Raw genomic sequence first — 17,141 nt, forward strand, 5'->3', positions numbered from 1 at the left:
TAATCATGGCAAAAATTTTTATTGCAATAGGGATTTTATTTCTTATCATTGGCTTGATTTATCTGTTTTTCCCCAATGCCTTTAGCTGGTTTGGACGTATGCCGGGAGACGTTAATTATCGCTCAGAAGGCGGCGGCTTTAGTTTTCACTTCCCCATCGTCACCATGATTATCGTGAGTATCATTCTCACTATTATTCTTAACCTATTTAACCGCTGACACCGCGCTAACCACAGCCCTGTCTAGCGGGTTTTATCGCAAAAAACTGCCTTCTTCATCAAAAAATGTCGTAACCTGTGATTATGCCAGTCACGATTGAAAAGGAGTTAGTCATGCAGCGCGACATTTTTAAGCCAACACTACTGAGCCTCATCATCGCCCAAAGTTTATTGACGGCGTGTAGCCCCTCACCGTCAAATAGCCGTGATACCAGCCCTGCCACACCTGTTATTTCGCACCCAACGCCCGTAGTTGCGGCACCTGCCATGATGATGGAAGCGGCAGCAATGAGCAAGATGGCACGCTACTCGCCCATCATGCCGATACCGATGCCGAGACAACAGGATAATAGCGAAAAATATCAGCACCTTGCAGTCAACCCTATTCACCAAACCGCCACCGATGCCGTTGCCACCTTTAGTATCGATACCGACACGGGCAGCTACGCCAATGTGCGCCGTTTTCTGAGCGACGGACAATTACCGCCTACTGATGCGGTGCGTATTGAAGAGCTTATTAACTATTTTAACTATGACTTTTCACAAGCCAAGCGCCTTGCCAACGCCCCTTTTTTGGTAAGCACCGAAACAGTTGCCGCACCGTGGCGTACCGCCAATCGTATCATCAAAGTGGCTATCAAAGCGGATGACCCTACCGTCAACAAACAAAGCACCTTACCGCCTGCCAACTTGGTATTTTTGGTGGATGTGTCAGGCTCGATGTCAGACAACGACAAATTACCACTGGTCAAATCTTCGCTAAAAATGCTCACCAAGCAATTGAGGTCGCAAGATACCATCAGTATCGTGACCTATGCTGGTCGTACCCAAGTGACGCTTCCTGCCACAAAAGGCAGTGATACCGATAAAATATTAGCCGCGATTGATAGCCTAGACGCCAGTGGCTCGACCAACGGCGAAGCAGCGATAAAGCTGGCTTATCAACAAGCAAAAATCCACTATAAAAAAGACGGCATCAACCGCATTTTGATGATGACCGACGGGGATTTTAATGTCGGTGTATCGGACGTCGATGAAATGTTAGATATTATCCGCCGTGAGCGTGACAGCGGTGTGTCACTTTCCACGTTTGGCTTTGGTGAAGGCAACTTAAACGACCACATGATGGAACAAGTCGCGGATAACGGCAACGGTAATTATAGCTACATTGACAGCCTGTCTGAGGCCAAAAAAGCCTTGGTAGACGAAATGTCAGCAACCTTTAATACCGTAGCAAAAGACGTCAAAGTCCAAGTGGAATTCAATCCCCAGACGGTTAAAGAATGGCGCTTAATTGGTTATGAAAATCGTGTCCTTGAAAAAGAAGATTTTAACAACGATAAAGTAGACGCAGGTGAGCTAGGTGCAGGCAAATCTGTGGTTGCGCTGTTTGAAATTACCCCTGTCGGGCAGCAAGGTTGGCTAGACGATAGCCGCTACCAAGCTTACCCTATCAATCACACCGGCAAAAATACTGAGCTGGGGTTTTTAAAACTGCGCTATAAAGCCCCAAATAGCAACACATCAACGCTTTTGACCCTGCCAATTAGCAATCAGACCCAACAGCCGAGCAGCGAGCTGGCATTTGCGCTAAGTGTGGCAAGTTTTGGTGAAACCCTCAAGCAAAGCAAATACCTCGGTAATTGGCAACTAAATGACAGCAAGCGACTCGCCCAAGCCAATATCGGCAACGACCCACAAGGTATTCGCCGCGAGTTTATCAAGCTTATCGACTTAGCCGATAGCTTACAATCGACCAAAAAATAGTCACTATACAACTGTCAATAAAAAAGCTAGATAAATCATCTAGCTTTTTTACTGCTTTACTGTTTTGCCCATCAGTGCTGTTTTGTGCCAAAAATTTTATCCCCTGCATCCCCAAGCCCTGGAATAATATAGCCCTGTTCATTGAGATGACTATCAAGTGCTGCGGTAAAAATCTTCACATCAGGATGGGCATCATTTACCGCTTTTACCCCTTCAGGCGTTGCCACTAATACCAAGGCTTTAATATTTTTACAACCGTGTTTTTTCATCATATCAATCGTTGCTACCATACTACCGCCCGTGGCAAGCATAGGATCTAAAATCAACGCAGGACGCTCATTAATATCTTTGACCAACTTTTCAAAAAAAGGCACGGGCTCAAGGGTATCCTCATCACGTTGCAATCCAACCATCGAGATTTTTGCCGTGGGAATAAGGTCTAAAACCCCATCAAGCATTCCTAAACCTGCGCGCAAAATGGGTACGACAGTGACGGTTTTACCTTTGATTTGAATGCCTTCAATTTGGTTGCCTTCCCAGCCCTGAATGCTGATGGTTTCTATGGGAAAATCACGGCTTGCTTCATACGCCATCAAACGGGCAAGCTCTTTAGTCAAGGTACGAAATTTATAAGTGCTACTATCTGCCTCGCGCATCAAGGATAATTTATGCTTAACTAAGGGATGGTCAATAATGGTAATTTGCATGGTAACACTCACTTTAAATTTCACACCAAAAATTTTCGCCTATTTTACCCAAAGTCTGCGATAAAAACATTAATTTTCTATTCTGAGTTTTTCTCTGAGTCTTTCAGGGATACAAAAAACACCCCCTTACTGATAGTAAGGGGGTGTTGGTATAGGGAGCTGACGATGACCTACTCTCACATGGGCGAACCACACTACCATTGGCGCATTGGAGTTTCACTTCTGAGTTCGGGAAGGGATCAGGTGGGACCTCCAAGCTATTATCGTCAGCAAAGGGGGATAGAGGAATGAGTTAATTTAAAAGTAAAGTATCAGCTATATCAAGCGAGGTGATAATCGTTATTACCTACAAAGCCATTTAGGCGTTGTATAGTCAAGCCAAACGAGCAATTAGTATTGGTTAGCTACACACATCGCTGTGCTTCCACACCCAACCTATCAACGTCGTAGTCTACAACGGCTCTTTAGGGAAATCTAATCTTAAGGTGGGCTTCCCGCTTAGATGCTTTCAGCGGTTATCCCATCCGAACATAGCTACTCGGCAATGCGACTGGCGTCACAACCGAAACACCAGAGGTTCGTCCACTCTGGTCCTCTCGTACTAGGAGCAGATCCTCTCAAATTTCCAACGCCCACGGTAGATAGGGACCGAACTGTCTCACGACGTTCTAAACCCAGCTCGCGTACCTCTTTAAATGGCGAACAGCCATACCCTTGGGACCTGCTTCAGCCCCAGGATGAGATGAGCCGACATCGAGGTGCCAAACACCGCCGTCGATATGAACTCTTGGGCGGTATCAGCCTGTTATCCCCAGAGTACCTTTTATCCGTTGAGCGATGGCCCTTCCATACAGAACCACCGGATCACTAAGACCTACTTTCGTATCTGCTCGACTTGTGGGTCTCGCAGTTAAGCGCGCTTTTGCCTTTATACTCTTCGAACGATTTCCGACCGTTCTGAGCGCACCTTCGTACTCCTCCGTTACTCTTTAGGAGGAGACCGCCCCAGTCAAACTACCCACCATACATTGTCCTCAGCTCTGTTAAGCTTGAGTTAGAACCCCAACATTACCAGGGTGGTATTTCAAGGATGGCTCCACAGACACTGGCGTGCCTGCTTCAAAGCCTCCCACCTATCCTACACAGGTAAGGTCAAAGTTCAATGTAAAGCTGTAGTAAAGGTTCACGGGGTCTTTCCGTCTAGCCGCGGGTACACAGCATCTTCACTGCGATTTCGATTTCACTGAGTCTCTGCTGGAGACAGCGCCGCCATCATTATGCCATTCGTGCAGGTCGGAACTTACCCGACAAGGAATTTCGCTACCTTAGGACCGTTATAGTTACGGCCGCCGTTTACTGGGGCTTCGATCAAGAGCTTCGCTTACGCTAACCCCATCAATTAACCTTCCAGCACCGGGCAGGCATCACACCCTATACGTCCACTTTCGTGTTTGCAGAGTGCTGTGTTTTTAATAAACAGTTGCAGCGGCCTGGTATCTGCGACTGCCAATAGCTTTGTAGAGCATGTCTACTCACCATCGGCAGCGTACCTTCTCCCGAAGTTACGGTACCATTTTGCCTAGTTCCTTCAGCAGAGTTCTCTCAAGCGCCTTGGTATTCTCTACCTGACCACCTGTGTCGGTTTAGGGTACGATTTCTTTATGACTATCGCTTAGAAGCTTTTCCTGGAAGCAGGGTATTTGCCACTTCGCTGTACAAGTACAGCTTGCTATCAGATCTCATTAATAACCTAGCGGATTTGCCTACTAAGTCTAACTACATCCTTCCACTTGGACAACCATCGCCAAGCTGGCATAACCTTCTCCGTCCCTCCATCGCATCATAAACAAGTATCGGAATATTAACCGATTTCCCATCGACTACGCCTTTCGGCCTCGCCTTAGGGGTCGACTCACCCAGCCCCGATTAACGTTGGACTGGAACCCTTGGTCTTCCGGCGTGCGAGCTTTTCACTCGCATTGTCGTTACTCACGTCAGCATTCGCTCTTGTGATACCTCCAGCATGCTTTACAACACACCTTCACAGGCTTACACAATGCTCCCCTACCACTTAATTGAAACAATTAAATCCGCAGCTTCGGCTCCTAGTTTGAGCCCCGTTACATCTTCCGCGCAGGCCGACTCGACTAGTGAGCTATTACGCTTTCTTTAAAGGATGGCTGCTTCTAAGCCAACCTCCTAGCTGTCTGTGCCTTCCCACATCGTTTCCCACTTAACTAGGAATTTGGGGCCTTAGCTGGCGGTCTGGGTTGTTTCCCTCTTGACGACGGACGTTAGCACCCGCCGTCTGTCTCCCGGATATCACTCATCGGTATTCGGAGTTTGCATCGGTTTGGTAAGTCGAGATGACCCCCTAGCCGAAACAGTGCTCTACCCCCAATGGTGTTCGTCCGAGGCGCTACCTAAATAGCTTTCGGGGAGAACCAGCTATCACCGAGTTTGATTAGCCTTTCACCCCTATCCACAAGTCATCCCCTGGCTTTTCAACGACAGTGGGTTCGGTCCTCCGGTAACTGTTACGTCACTTTCAACCTGCTCATGGATAGATCACTCGGTTTCGGGTCTATACCCTGCAACTAGACGCCCTATTAAGACTCGGTTTCCCTACGGCTCCCCTATTCGGTTAACCTTGCTACAGAATATAAGTCGCTGACCCATTATACAAAAGGTACGCCGTCACCCCGCTACTTAATTATTCTGCCAGTCGCTTGATTAAGGACTGGTAAACTTTGCCATGATGTTTGAGCGTTTGCTCTCTTCTCATTGCTAATTGTTTTGTTTGATATGCTTCATAGTATAGTAGTTGCCATTGCTGGTAACTGGTCGATTTGTTTTCACCACTGTTATGGGCGGCAAATCGTTGTCTTAGGTCTGATGTGTATCCACAATAATGCGAACCATCTTCACCTTTGAGTATATATACGTAGAACATTATCATTCCAAAATAATTAAGTAGCGGGGCTCCGACTGCTTGTATGCACACGGTTTCAGGTTCTATTTCACTCCCCTCACAGGGGTTCTTTTCGCCTTTCCCTCACGGTACTGGTTCACTATCGGTCAGTCAGGAGTATTTAGCCTTGGAGGATGGTCCCCCCATCTTCAGACAGAATTTCTCGTGTTCCGCCCTACTTAATATGCTCATTAAAGTGTTTCGAATACGGGACTATCACCCTTTACAGTAGGCCTTTCCAAACCTTTCTTCTACACTAAAACTCGTCGGCTCCTCCCCGTTCGCTCGCCGCTACTAGGGGAATCTCTATTGATGTCTTTTCCTCGGGTTACTGAGATGTTTCACTTCTCCCGGTTTGCCTCGTAAATAAATTTACGATACCTGTCTTATGACAAGTGGGTTTCCCCATTCAGATATCGCCGGATCACAGGATATTGCCGCCTCCCCGACGCTTTTCGCAGGCTGTCACGTCTTTCATCGCCTCTGACTGCCAAGGCATCCACCATGTGCACTTCATTACTTGACTATACAACCCTAAAGGGTCGTATAGGTAATGGTAACGATCTTCACCTATGTTTACGCTTGATTCAGTTCTCTTTACTTTTAAGTAATCAGTTGTTCCAATCATTTCTTTGGGTCTGATTGGCTGATTACTAAGGTTAATTATCTTCGTTGGAACTTGATAATTAACCCAGACTCATTTCTCTATGTTGTTATTGAATTATCAGACCCTCGTCAGGTCGTGATTTCTGATAAAACAGATTGAAGTAATCTCTTAATACACTTACTAAATTACTCTGTCTGCTTTATTACGTTAAGCTAATTATGGTGGAGCCAAGGAGAGTCGAACTCCTGACCTCCTGCGTGCAAGGCAGGCGCTCTACCAACTGAGCTATGGCCCCTGAGCAAGGATCAGCAAAGCATCGCTTTGCCCGAGTGCAAGAGAATTTACCAAGTAAATTCTAAAGCATTTAACCTCTGGTTAAATGGTGGGTCTAATAAGACTTGAACTTATGACCCCTGCCTTATCAAGGCAGTGCTCTAACCAACTGAGCTATAGACCCCGAGAACCGTTAAAAAATTGCATCGCAATTTTAGGTTCGAGCTAAAATCCTTTGCTAAGGATTTTAGTCTTAGCCTTGCTATTTGCGCTGCTGTAGATTAACGATTATTAGCTTATTTATACACAAGAACAACTTGCTGTGAATTCTCACTTAGTGCTTTAGTTAAGGAGGTGATCCAGCCGCAGGTTCCCCTACGGCTACCTTGTTACGACTTCACCCCAGTCATCGACCACACCGTGGTAAGCGCCCTCTTTCGTTAGGCTACCTACTTCTGGTGCAATAGACTCCCATGGTGTGACGGGCGGTGTGTACAAGGCCCGGGAACGTATTCACCGCGGCATTCTGATCCGCGATTACTAGCGATTCCGACTTCATGGAGTCGAGTTGCAGACTCCAATCCGGACTACGATAGGCTTTTTGAGATTAGCATCACATCGCTGTGTAGCAACCCTCTGTACCTACCATTGTAGCACGTGTGTAGCCCTGGTCGTAAGGGCCATGATGACTTGACGTCGTCCCCGCCTTCCTCCAGTTTGTCACTGGCAGTATCCTTAAAGTTCCCGGCTTAACCCGCTGGCAAATAAGGAAAAGGGTTGCGCTCGTTGCGGGACTTAACCCAACATCTCACGACACGAGCTGACGACAGCCATGCAGCACCTGTATGTGAGTTCCCGAAGGCACTCTCTCATCTCTGAGAGATTCTCACTATGTCAAGACCAGGTAAGGTTCTTCGCGTTGCATCGAATTAAACCACATGCTCCACCGCTTGTGCGGGCCCCCGTCAATTCATTTGAGTTTTAACCTTGCGGCCGTACTCCCCAGGCGGTCTACTTATCGCGTTAACTGCGCCACTAAAGTCTCAAGGACCCCAACGGCTAGTAGACATCGTTTACGGCGTGGACTACCAGGGTATCTAATCCTGTTTGCTACCCACGCTTTCGAATCTCAGTGTCAATATTATGCCAGGAAGCTGCCTTCGCCATCGGTATTCCTCCAGATCTCTACGCATTTCACCGCTACACCTGGAATTCTACTTCCCTCTCACATATTCTAGCACCACCAGTATCACATGCAGTTCCCAGGTTAAGCCCGGGGATTTCACATGTGACTTAATGAGCCACCTACACTCGCTTTACGCCCAGTAATTCCGATTAACGCTCGCACCCTCTGTATTACCGCGGCTGCTGGCACAGAGTTAGCCGGTGCTTATTCTGCAGGTAACGTCTAATCTAATGGGTATTAACCATTAGCCTCTCCTCCCTGCTTAAAGTGCTTTACAACCAAAAGGCCTTCTTCACACACGCGGCATGGCTGGATCAGGGTTGCCCCCATTGTCCAATATTCCCCACTGCTGCCTCCCGTAGGAGTCCGGACCGTGTCTCAGTTCCGGTGTGACTGATCATCCTCTCAGACCAGTTACAGATCGTCGCCTTGGTGGGCCTTTACCCCACCAACTAGCTAATCTGATTTAGGCTCATCTAATAGCAAGAGCTTGCGCCCCCTTTCACCCGTAGGTCGTATGCGGTATTAATTCGAGTTTCCCCGAGCTATCCCCCACTACTAGGCAGATTCCTAAATGTTACTCACCCGTCCGCCACTAATCATCTCTAGCAAGCTAGAGTTTCATCGTTCGACTTGCATGTGTTAAGCCTGCCGCCAGCGTTCAATCTGAGCCATGATCAAACTCTTCAGTTTAATCTTTCTATCTGTTGTCACCGCTACGCGGTGTCAATAGATTTAATTTGTTGACTCAATTATTTATACTGTCTTTGCTCAAATAAACTTACGAGTATCTTCTACTCAGACAACAAAATAATTAAATCTTAATATTTCGCGCCAAAGTGAAAATCCACACAAGTTGTTCTTGTGTTTGTTGTTATTTAGTTCACAACATCATCGGCTGATGTCGTTAAGAAGGTCGCTATTTTAACAGCTTATTTTGTGTTGTCAATAACTTTTTTCTTTAATTTTTTATGACCGCTCAACTTATATCTATATTAATTTAAGTTGTTGTTTTTACTACAGTTTGTGGCTGTAGTCGCTGCCAGTGAGTGCGTATTATACGCTTTTCTTTTTGCCTGTCAATACCACTACGAAAAGTTTTTTCATTTATTTTGCAGTTGTCGATAATTCCCTTTATTTTGTGGGTATTTAGTACTATTTGATATATAATTGAATATATTGTTTAAGCAATTTTTTGTTAGGCGATGTTCGCTAGTTTTACGGTCGTCGTCTCGCAATTTTTTATGTTCATGTCAGAAAATATGTGAGGGCAAACAATGTCTGTACAACCTCCTTCCCCTGCTGGTAATGATTTTAGACTACCTGTCCACCAAGTAGATGCCACTAAAAAACGCGTACATCCTCGTTTTGTGACGGGTTTTTATCAAAATATTCGCGTTGTCAGTATGTATTTTTTATTGTTGTTGTTTTTGGTGTTGCCATGGATTCGCTATGGCGGACACCAAGCAATATGGTTCGATTTCTCGGGTTCTAAGATTGTGCTATTTGGGCTAACTTTTTTACCCCAAGACGTTTTTATTTTTGCGTTTTTCTTTATGGTTGCGGCCTTTTTATTGTTTATGGTGACCGTTTATGCCGGTCGTGTGTGGTGTGGCTATGCGTGTCCGCAGACGATTTGGACGCATATGTACCAATATACTGAGAAGCTTGTCATTGGTGATCGTAATAAGCAGTTTAAGTTAGATAAAGCGCCTTGGAATGGCGAAAAAATCATGAAACGCGGCTTGGTGTATTTGATTTGGTTTATCATGGCGTTGGTGACGGCATTGACGTTTAGTAGCTATGCCGTTGGGACTGATTATCTTTATCATAGTTGGCAATGGTTTGGCGTTATTCCTGTGCCAGATTGGACGCCATTAACTTGGGTTTCGGTACTTATTTTTACCTTTGCGACGTTTGCCAATGCAGGCTATATGCGTGAGCACTTTTGTACCCATATTTGCCCCTATGGTCGCTTCCAAAGTGTGATGTTCGATAAAGATACGTTAATTGTAACTTATGACTATAAACGTGGTGAGCCACGTGGCGCGCGTAAAAGAGGCGGTGAAGATGAGAATTTAGGCGACTGCATCAACTGTCTGATGTGTGTGCAAGTGTGTCCGACCGGTATCGATATTCGTGATGGTTTGCAAGTTGAATGTATCCAGTGCGCGGCTTGTGTCGATGCGTGTAATGACATCATGGATAAAGTCAATAAACCACGCGGTTTGATTCGGTATAGTACCGAACGCCAATTAGTAGAGAATGAGCCAAGTAAAATTTTGCGTCCACGGTTTTTTGCTTATTTGGCGGTGATTACGTTGTTGATTGGGACGGGGGTTTATTTTTTAACCAGCCGTGTACCGCTACAGATTGATATTCGCCGTGACCGTAATCAGTTGTCGTCAATCAATGCGCAAGGTTTGGTAGAAAATAACTACATCATCAAAATCACCAATAAAACCCAGCAAAACCATGATTATGCGGTGACATTGACACCACAACCCGGCTTAAAACTTGATAGCCGCTTTAAAACCATTCCATTAGAAGCGGGCGAAAGTTATGACTTCCCTGTCAGTGTACTAGGCGATCCAAAAGTGATTACCCAAAGCAATATTCCTATCCAAATGCAAGTGGTGAGCGTGGATGATGGCGGTAAATACAAAGCGGTAAAAGATAACGTGTTTACTACCAATAAATAAATTTGATTGGCTAAAAAAGCTGATTTTGATAATCAGCTTTTTTTGTGCCAAATTATTGGCGCACGTTATTGGGGCATGGGTTTTTCTGCTATACTAGCTTTTTGATTGTTATCTGCTGAGTGGTCTATGGCAACACCGATAAATTCTCCTGCTTCATCAACTTCTAATCAGTCGATATCCAAACTTTGGTATAAAAACTATATGGTTTGGATTTTTGTCATTGGTCTGCCGCTATTTGTGGTAGTTGCCTGTATCTGGTTTGTGTTTTACTCGGTGAGAATCCAAGACTCTACCGTGCGTGATGACTGGTACATGGATGGTAAGACCTTATATGCGGATGTGTCCAAAGACAAACTGGCGCATGATTTGGGGCTGACCGGTCAAATGATGATTAGCCAACAGGCAGTGAACTTTAAACTTGAGGCGCCCGTCAGTGACAAGTTTAACGCACCTGAGCAATTGGCAGTGGAGATTTCCCATGCCACCCAAAAGCAAAAAGACCGTGACATTATCGTCAAACGCTTAAGTGATGGCAGTTATGCGGGCAATGTGCAACTAGACCCGTCTAAAGGCAAATACTATATTGTGGTGCATGACCCAGCCAATAGCTGGCGACTGCGTGCGATTGAGGAATTGCCGATGGCGAAGTCGATTGAGTTTAAGCCACTGACTGCGTTTGATGTAAAGGCGAAAAATTAAGTAATTTTTGGTAAGGGATAACCTTTTGCACAAAGATACCAATAATTTTTTAGCACTTCCATTGTGGTATGAATCTCTGACGTAAGAAAATTTTGCTCCAAAATAACTGGTTGTTGATTCTTTACGAGTATTTTGATAGCTGAAGGCTCTATCTTATTTCTTTCAAGATATTCGATTGATTCAATGTCTTGCCAAACTATTGGTTTGATTATGTTATGTTTTTTATGAACAAGACAATCGGGGGTTAGTTCAATTTTTTCTATGCTGATTGGATTATTGATTGAGTCGATTGATGCTACTTTTTTAAAAAATTTGATAAAAACCCCAATTATAAGAAAAATAACAACGACATAAACAGCTTTAATTGTAAGACTCTCTTCTGTTGAAATTACTATCAAACCAATTGATAAACTAACAGCACGTAACAACAATAAGCCAAGTTCATTTTGATTCGTGTAAGCTACAGAAGATGGGATTGATTCAAACTGCCAATTTATTAAGTCTTGTGACTGTTTAGCTTTAAGAAGCTTCTGTACGGTAGGTTCATTTTTTGTTTGTTTAAGTTTCTTATCATCCAAGCGTGATTGTTTGGCTATTAGATGAAATCCATAAAACGTACTACCTAGAATGACAAATGCCAATACACCGCTGAATGATATATTTATGCTCAACGCAAAAGCAATAAATAGCGCTATGAGGATATAGCGCTTTTCTATTTTCATACCATAGTTTCCCAAACTCCCACTTGTCCTTCATGGAGTTTTGGCACACCGCCAAGCACCCGCCACGGCATGGTGCTGCCATGAAAATCACTACCGATAGACACCTTTAACTCATGCTCTTTAATCACTCTATCGACCATATGGCGGGTTGAAGTCGGTTCATTACTGGCGGGCAATTCCACTGCATCGCCACCGCTACTGGCAAAATCTGCAATCAGTTTACGCACTTTGTTGGCAGTTAAATTATAACGGGTCGCGTGAGCCAAAGACGCTTTGCCACCACAGTCATGAATCAAATTGATGCAATCTTTAAGCGATAAGCCATCAAGTGCCACATAGCAAGGTTTATGGTCAGCCAAATAGCCGGTAAAGGCTTTTTGCACGTCACTCACCAAGCCTTGATCCGCCATCACTTTGGCAATGTGAGTACGACCGACCGCTTGCGGATTACCTTTGGCTTGCACTAATACCGCCTGCCAAATCTCATCCATCGGGCGTTTAAAGGTACTTGCCACACGCTCGCACATCGCATAGCCGCGCGTTTCTCGATTGGCTTGGATGGCAGCGAGTTTGCTATGCATTGTTTCGATATCACTAAAGCCGTACCCCAGTACATGAATCACTTTTTCATTTTGGGCAGGTTTTTTGGAATAGCCGCCCATGACACGATGACGACAGCTGATTTCAACACCGTGAATCAGCGTCATACCAAGGCTATCAGCGGTTTGGCGCGCCTCAAGGATACCAAGTACTGTATCATGGTCGCTTAAGGATAATACTTTCACCCCTTTTTCATGCGCTTTTTGCACCACTTCGCTTGGGCTAAAAGTGCCATCTGAGCGGGTACTGTGGCAGTGCATATCAATCGGAAGTTGGGTATAAATAGGACTGCTAGACAAGATATCGAGATTTAAAGAATTCACAAATACGCCTTAATTACAAAAGCTGGTTGCCAACAATAGGACAAAAGGGGTTAAGACAAAGAGGGGTTAACTCTGCGCAGGCTCGCTCACAGGTGCACGTGATTGATGAAGCAAGGAAAATCGCAAAGTTACTTTTCGATTTTAGCATATCCGTGTAAACTAGCGGCTAAGATTTTTACAAGCGATTTTTGTTAGAGATGACTATGAGTGGTTTATTGGATTTGCTACCTTTACTGGCATTTTTTTACTTTTCCAAACAACAAGGGGTACTGGCAGGTGCGGCGGCGTTATTGATTACCACACTGGTGGTATATGTGGTGCATTTTGCCCGGCAAAAAGGCAAGCTCAATAAACAGCAGTGGGTGACGCTGATTTTAACCGTGGGATTTTGTGGGTTAAGCTTAATTTTCCATGACGAAGCGTTTTTAAAATGGAAATCAACCGTCATCAATAGCGTATTTGCGATTGCCCTCATTATCAGTGTCGCGTTAGGTAAACCGCTATTAGAGTTGGCAATGAAAAATGTGTTTCGATTGACCCAATCGGGCTGGAATAGACTCACCCTCGCTTGGGCAGGGTATTTCTTGCTGATGGCAGGTTTGCAATATTATTTTGCGTTTTTTACCAACAACGATACCTGGATTAATTTTAAAAGCTGGGGATGGATACCGGTGATGCTGGTGTTTTTAATCGGGCAATTTGTGTTCTTAAAAAACCACCTAAACCCAGACATGCAGCAACAAATCAATGATAAAGGAAAAAACTAAAGGAGAATATGGATGGCACTTTATATCATTATCGGTCATGACGTCCCTGATAGCCTTGAGCTACGCAAACAGTTTCGCCCGGCTCATCTTGAGCGTCTAACGGTGTTAGATGAGCAGCGCCGTCTAATCATCGCAGGCCCTACGCCAATTGCGCACGGAGAGCCTGAAATGAGTGGCAGTGTATTGATTGTAGATTTTGACAGCGATGAAGCCGTGCAAGCTTGGGCAAGCGAAGAGCCTTACTTATTAAATGGAGTGTATAGTCATGTGGATATCAAACCTTTTATCCAAGTTTTTCCTAAATCAGTGAGTTAATATTGGCTTTAACCGTTGTTTGTAGTACATAATTGGCAAAGTCTGGGTGGTGATAGGTGGTAAGCATGAAAAAATTGGTGGGCTCTTTGGCAAACGGCGCAGTGTTATTGACGGTATTACAGGTGACAAGCCTGACCCATGCAGCACCGCAAGTTGTCGTCACTGACCCAAAAACAGGACAACCGCTCGCCAAACAGCCACAGATTGCCTCAAGCGTTGCCAGTAGCACCTCACCGATGCAAAACCCCAACCAACCTACCCTTGCCCAGCTCAACCAGCCCACTGACAGCCAGTTGTCCAACGCTAACCAACAATTATTGGCAAAAAATGCTGAATTACAAAACCAAGTCGATAGTTTAAATACGCAGGTCAAAGTGCTTGTCAATGAGCGCAGTGGACAGATTTTTATCTACGGTGCGCTCACTGCATTGATAAGTGGGATACTTGGCATCGCACTGGGCTGGCTGGTCGCAGGGCGTAAAGGTCGTTGGTAGTCGACTTTATAAGCCTACTACTATAAGCCTGACATTGACTTGCTATGATGCCAAATAACCAAGCCGACCTGCCAAAAAAGCCCACCGTCGCCATCATTGGCGCAGGTCCTGCTGGACTGATGGTGGCAGATTATCTGCGCCAGTTTGATGTTACAATCCAAGTATTTGAACAAAAACCTTCCCCTGCCCGCAAACTATTAATGGCCGGTAAATCTGGACTCAATATCTCGCACGCTGAGCCCGTTGATACCTTTGTCACGCGCTATCAGCCCAACGATTGGCTTACGCCGCATATTGAAGATTTTAATGCGGCGCATATCCGTGATTTTATGACCCGCTTAGGGATTGAATCTTTTGTTGGCTCGACAGGTCGCATCTTTCCTACCATGATGAAAGCCTCGCCGCTACTGCGGGCGTGGTTGCAAGCGCTGCAGCAGGACGGTGTAACGTTTTTTTATCGGCATAGCTGTGATGATATTGACGGCAAGCAAGCGACTTTTTCGGTAGCGCATGAAAGCGGCAACCTAACTGTTAGCCAAAGCTTTGATGCGATTGTGTTGGCAACGGGCGCGATGTCATGGTCGCGGCTCGGTAGTGATGGCAAATGGCAGACATGGCTCAGCGATGCAGAATTGACGCCGTTTTATGCCAGCAATGTCGGTATCTGTCGCCCACTGTCGCAGCCTTGGTCGGCGCATTTACACCGCGATTTTGGCAAAGCATTAAAACGGGTGAAAGCCCAGCTGACATTGCCCGATGGCAAAATTGAGCAGGGTTTTGGCGACATTATCATCACCCAGTATGGCATGGAAAGCGGGCTGATATATCGGCTCAATCGTGCCATGCGTGAGCAATTAAATCATACGGGCAAGGTATCACTACAACTTGATTTGCTACCTGATGTGGCTAACGAAAAATTATTGAGTAGTTTAAAAAATCCCAAAAAACAATCGCTAGCTAACCTTTGGCGAAAGGCAGGACTTGATTCGGTCAAAATCGCCTTACTCAGAGAAATCGTCGCAAAAACGCACTGGCATGATGCCGATAAAATGACAAAAGCAATCAAACAGTTAACCGTAGAATTCGATAGTTTTCGACCGATTGAAGAGGCGATTAGCTGTGGCGGTGGGGTAAAACGCACCGCATTAACCGAGGATTTTGCGCTAAAATCCAATCCTTATGTATTTTGCTGTGGTGAGATGCTTGATTGGGATGCGCCAACGGGTGGCTATCTGCTAACGGCTTGTTTTGCCACAGGCCGAGCCGCCGGACAAGGCGTGGCGCAGTTTTTAGCGTTATCCAAAAAGTTGACGCAATGCACTTGACATAAGGCACTTATCGACTGTGCAGATAGCGACTGTAAAAGTAGGCAAGCAGCAGTACGAGCCCACAAATGGGTAAGCAGACAGGCAAAAACAGCGGATTTTGCATACCGCCGAACATTACCATCAATGAGCCCAATGCAGCCAAAATCGGCGATATCACACCCAACAACATACTTTTGATATGACCTTGTTGCCATAAGCGAAACACCGCAAAGTAAAATACCAAATACAGCAAGTAACTCACCACAATCGCGATTTCTGAAATATCCATATCGCCAAGTAGCTGATTTTTCATCACCGCATAATGCACAGCCGCCCAAAACATCGATAAGGCAAAACCTAGCAGCGCTGAGCCAACCGATAGCTGATAGTTGGGCGAGACCTGACGCAATTGCGCGCTAAACGGAATCAATGATTTGAGCGCTAAAGAATGCGGCAGACGAATCAGCCCTAATACCAAGCCATTCACCGTACCCATCACCGAAATCACCACAAATATCAAAAAGGCTTTGGCAGCGGTTTCGCCAAATAACTGGGTTGCCACCACATACACGCTTTCATCACCCAATGCCATCACTTTTGCGGCGCCTAGATATGAGGTAAGTCCAACAAAATACAGCAAATAGCCCAATAGAATCAACATAGGCGCGACAACTAAGGCAATCGGTAAATTACGTTTGGCATGTTTGATTTCCCCTGAAATACTGGTAGAGACCACCCAGCCATCAAACGAAAACGCAATCGGACCGATGGCACCGAGCCATGCCAAAGACTGCGTCGCTTGACGCGCGGATTCACTTGGATGGGTTAACGCAGTCATAGGGTCACCATAGACAAACGCCATCACCCCTAGCACAAATAATGGAATTAATTTAACGATAGTGGCAAAGACTTGGAAACGCCCTGCAAACACCGCTGCCATCACATTAAACAGATAACAAATGACAAACCACGTAAGTCCAATGCCCATTTGTAATTCAAGCGATGCCTCTTTTACCCCAAATAACAGGGCGGTGTAAATACCCACCACCCACGTCACCACCACGCCAAGCGTCGGGTAATACAAAAACAATTGAAACCAGCCAATCATCGTAGAAAAATGTGGGCTGACAAATTCATCGGCATAGCCAATCAAGCCGCCGTGTGCATCGGTACGTTTTGCCAGCTCAGCAATCGATAGCGAACCAAAAATAATCGCCACCGCAGCTAATACAAAAACCACCACGCCCAACGCCACATTGCCGTTGGTATATTTTAAAACATTGTCTGCCTTAAAGAATATCCCTGAGCCAATCACAATCCCCACAATCATTGCCAATGCGGTGATTAGGTTATAACGCCCGTTAGTTGATTGATTCATGTTGTTACCACACCCAAAAAAAGCTGCATGCCATGTTGCAACGATAAAAAATCAGTTATGCTATACCCCCTAATCGCTGTTTTCAAGCCTTGTATTAGTAATATTT

At 45.3% G+C, this 17,141-nt stretch carries 12 protein-coding genes, 2 tRNA genes and 3 rRNA genes; 8 read left to right on the plus strand and 9 right to left on the minus strand.

The features are described from left to right. Positions 1–5: 5 nt before the first annotated feature. Positions 6–218: a DUF2905 domain-containing protein gene (locus ACAM39_RS07510; protein ID WP_036595099.1), complete on the plus strand. Its 213-nt coding sequence runs from the start codon at positions 6–8 to the stop codon at positions 216–218. Between the two features lie 113 nt (positions 219–331). Next, complete coding sequence (locus ACAM39_RS07515) at positions 332–1,984, plus strand: vWA domain-containing protein (RefSeq protein ID WP_369627211.1); 1,653 nt, start codon at positions 332–334, stop codon at positions 1,982–1,984. A gap of 71 nt (positions 1,985–2,055) precedes the next feature. On the opposite strand, the gene upp is transcribed toward ACAM39_RS07515, so the two are convergent. The 6 genes from upp to ACAM39_RS07545 form a co-directional block, all read right to left on the minus strand. Beyond that, positions 2,056–2,691, minus strand: a complete 636-nt coding sequence (gene upp, locus ACAM39_RS07520) for a uracil phosphoribosyltransferase (protein WP_309576005.1) — start codon at positions 2,689–2,691, stop codon at positions 2,056–2,058. A gap of 157 nt (positions 2,692–2,848) precedes the next feature. Beyond that, positions 2,849–2,962: ribosomal RNA gene (gene rrf / locus ACAM39_RS07525) — 5S ribosomal RNA — on the minus strand. A 98-nt stretch (positions 2,963–3,060) separates the two neighbouring features. After that, positions 3,061–6,188 (minus strand): 23S ribosomal RNA (locus ACAM39_RS07530). A gap of 300 nt (positions 6,189–6,488) precedes the next feature. Then, positions 6,489–6,564, minus strand: a tRNA-Ala gene (locus ACAM39_RS07535). An 85-nt stretch (positions 6,565–6,649) separates the two neighbouring features. Continuing rightward, a tRNA-Ile gene (locus ACAM39_RS07540) sits at positions 6,650–6,726 on the minus strand. Between the two features lie 163 nt (positions 6,727–6,889). Next, positions 6,890–8,421: ribosomal RNA gene (locus ACAM39_RS07545) — 16S ribosomal RNA — on the minus strand. Together the 16S, 23S and 5S rRNA genes with 2 tRNA genes alongside form the textbook arrangement of a ribosomal RNA operon. A gap of 584 nt (positions 8,422–9,005) precedes the next feature. On the opposite strand from ACAM39_RS07545, the gene ccoG reads away from it, so the two are divergent. After that, on the plus strand, positions 9,006–10,430 hold the full coding sequence (gene ccoG, locus ACAM39_RS07550; RefSeq protein WP_369627212.1) for a cytochrome c oxidase accessory protein CcoG: 1,425 nt from the start codon (positions 9,006–9,008) through the stop codon (positions 10,428–10,430). A 126-nt stretch (positions 10,431–10,556) separates the two neighbouring features. Next, positions 10,557–11,129, plus strand: a complete 573-nt coding sequence (locus tag ACAM39_RS07555) for a FixH family protein (protein WP_369627213.1) — start codon at positions 10,557–10,559, stop codon at positions 11,127–11,129. Here ACAM39_RS07555 and ACAM39_RS07560 read toward each other — a convergent pair. Continuing rightward, the gene (locus tag ACAM39_RS07560; RefSeq protein ID WP_369627214.1) at positions 11,126–11,851 is read right to left on the minus strand and encodes a hypothetical protein; all 726 of its coding nucleotides are present in this window, start codon (positions 11,849–11,851) and stop codon (positions 11,126–11,128) included. The two genes, ACAM39_RS07555 and ACAM39_RS07560, sit on opposite strands and share 4 nt — an antisense overlap. Further along, positions 11,848–12,774, minus strand: coding sequence for a PHP domain-containing protein (locus ACAM39_RS07565; protein WP_369627215.1), 927 nt, complete (start codon positions 12,772–12,774; stop codon positions 11,848–11,850). Before ACAM39_RS07565 ends, ACAM39_RS07560 begins: the two co-directional genes overlap by 4 nt. A gap of 203 nt (positions 12,775–12,977) precedes the next feature. Between ACAM39_RS07565 and ACAM39_RS07570 the strand changes: the two genes are divergently transcribed. The 4 genes from ACAM39_RS07570 (at position 12,978) to ACAM39_RS07585 (ending at position 15,675) form a co-directional block, all read left to right on the plus strand. Continuing rightward, complete coding sequence (locus ACAM39_RS07570; RefSeq protein WP_369627216.1) at positions 12,978–13,541, plus strand: inner membrane-spanning protein YciB; 564 nt, start codon at positions 12,978–12,980, stop codon at positions 13,539–13,541. A 12-nt stretch (positions 13,542–13,553) separates the two neighbouring features. After that, a complete protein-coding gene (locus ACAM39_RS07575; protein ID WP_369627217.1) occupies positions 13,554–13,856 on the plus strand; it encodes a YciI family protein in 303 nt (100 codons plus the stop codon). A 65-nt stretch (positions 13,857–13,921) separates the two neighbouring features. Beyond that, positions 13,922–14,350 (plus strand): SH3 domain-containing protein, encoded by a 429-nt coding sequence (locus ACAM39_RS07580; RefSeq protein WP_369627218.1) that lies wholly within the window; start codon positions 13,922–13,924, stop codon positions 14,348–14,350. A 44-nt stretch (positions 14,351–14,394) separates the two neighbouring features. Beyond that, on the plus strand, positions 14,395–15,675 hold the full coding sequence (locus ACAM39_RS07585) for a TIGR03862 family flavoprotein (protein WP_369627219.1): 1,281 nt from the start codon (positions 14,395–14,397) through the stop codon (positions 15,673–15,675). Positions 15,676–15,685: 10 nt separating this feature from the next. Here ACAM39_RS07585 and ACAM39_RS07590 read toward each other — a convergent pair whose 3' ends face one another. Further along, complete coding sequence (locus tag ACAM39_RS07590) at positions 15,686–17,035, minus strand: APC family permease (RefSeq protein ID WP_369627220.1); 1,350 nt, start codon at positions 17,033–17,035, stop codon at positions 15,686–15,688. Between the last annotated feature and the right edge of the window lie 106 nt (positions 17,036–17,141).

This window comes from Moraxella sp. K02 (genome assembly GCF_041154755.1).
Classification (GTDB): Bacteria; Pseudomonadota; Gammaproteobacteria; order Pseudomonadales; family Moraxellaceae; genus Faucicola.

What these genes read in the sequence shown, in the direction of transcription:
- ACAM39_RS07510 (WP_036595099.1), top strand. Translation starts at nt 6, where the DNA reads ATGGCAAAAATTTTTATTGCAATAGGGATTTTATTTCTTATCATTGGC.
- ACAM39_RS07515 (WP_369627211.1), top strand. Translation starts at nt 332, where the DNA reads ATGCAGCGCGACATTTTTAAGCCAACACTACTGAGCCTCATCATCGCC.
- upp (WP_309576005.1), bottom strand. Translation starts at nt 2,691, where the DNA reads ATGCAAATTACCATTATTGACCATCCCTTAGTTAAGCATAAATTATCC.
- ccoG (WP_369627212.1), top strand. Translation starts at nt 9,006, where the DNA reads ATGTCTGTACAACCTCCTTCCCCTGCTGGTAATGATTTTAGACTACCT.
- ACAM39_RS07555 (WP_369627213.1), top strand. Translation starts at nt 10,557, where the DNA reads ATGGCAACACCGATAAATTCTCCTGCTTCATCAACTTCTAATCAGTCG.
- ACAM39_RS07560 (WP_369627214.1), bottom strand. Translation starts at nt 11,851, where the DNA reads ATGAAAATAGAAAAGCGCTATATCCTCATAGCGCTATTTATTGCTTTT.
- ACAM39_RS07570 (WP_369627216.1), top strand. Translation starts at nt 12,978, where the DNA reads ATGAGTGGTTTATTGGATTTGCTACCTTTACTGGCATTTTTTTACTTT.
- ACAM39_RS07575 (WP_369627217.1), top strand. Translation starts at nt 13,554, where the DNA reads ATGGCACTTTATATCATTATCGGTCATGACGTCCCTGATAGCCTTGAG.
- ACAM39_RS07580 (WP_369627218.1), top strand. Translation starts at nt 13,922, where the DNA reads ATGAAAAAATTGGTGGGCTCTTTGGCAAACGGCGCAGTGTTATTGACG.
- ACAM39_RS07585 (WP_369627219.1), top strand. Translation starts at nt 14,395, where the DNA reads ATGATGCCAAATAACCAAGCCGACCTGCCAAAAAAGCCCACCGTCGCC.
- ACAM39_RS07590 (WP_369627220.1), bottom strand. Translation starts at nt 17,035, where the DNA reads ATGAATCAATCAACTAACGGGCGTTATAACCTAATCACCGCATTGGCA.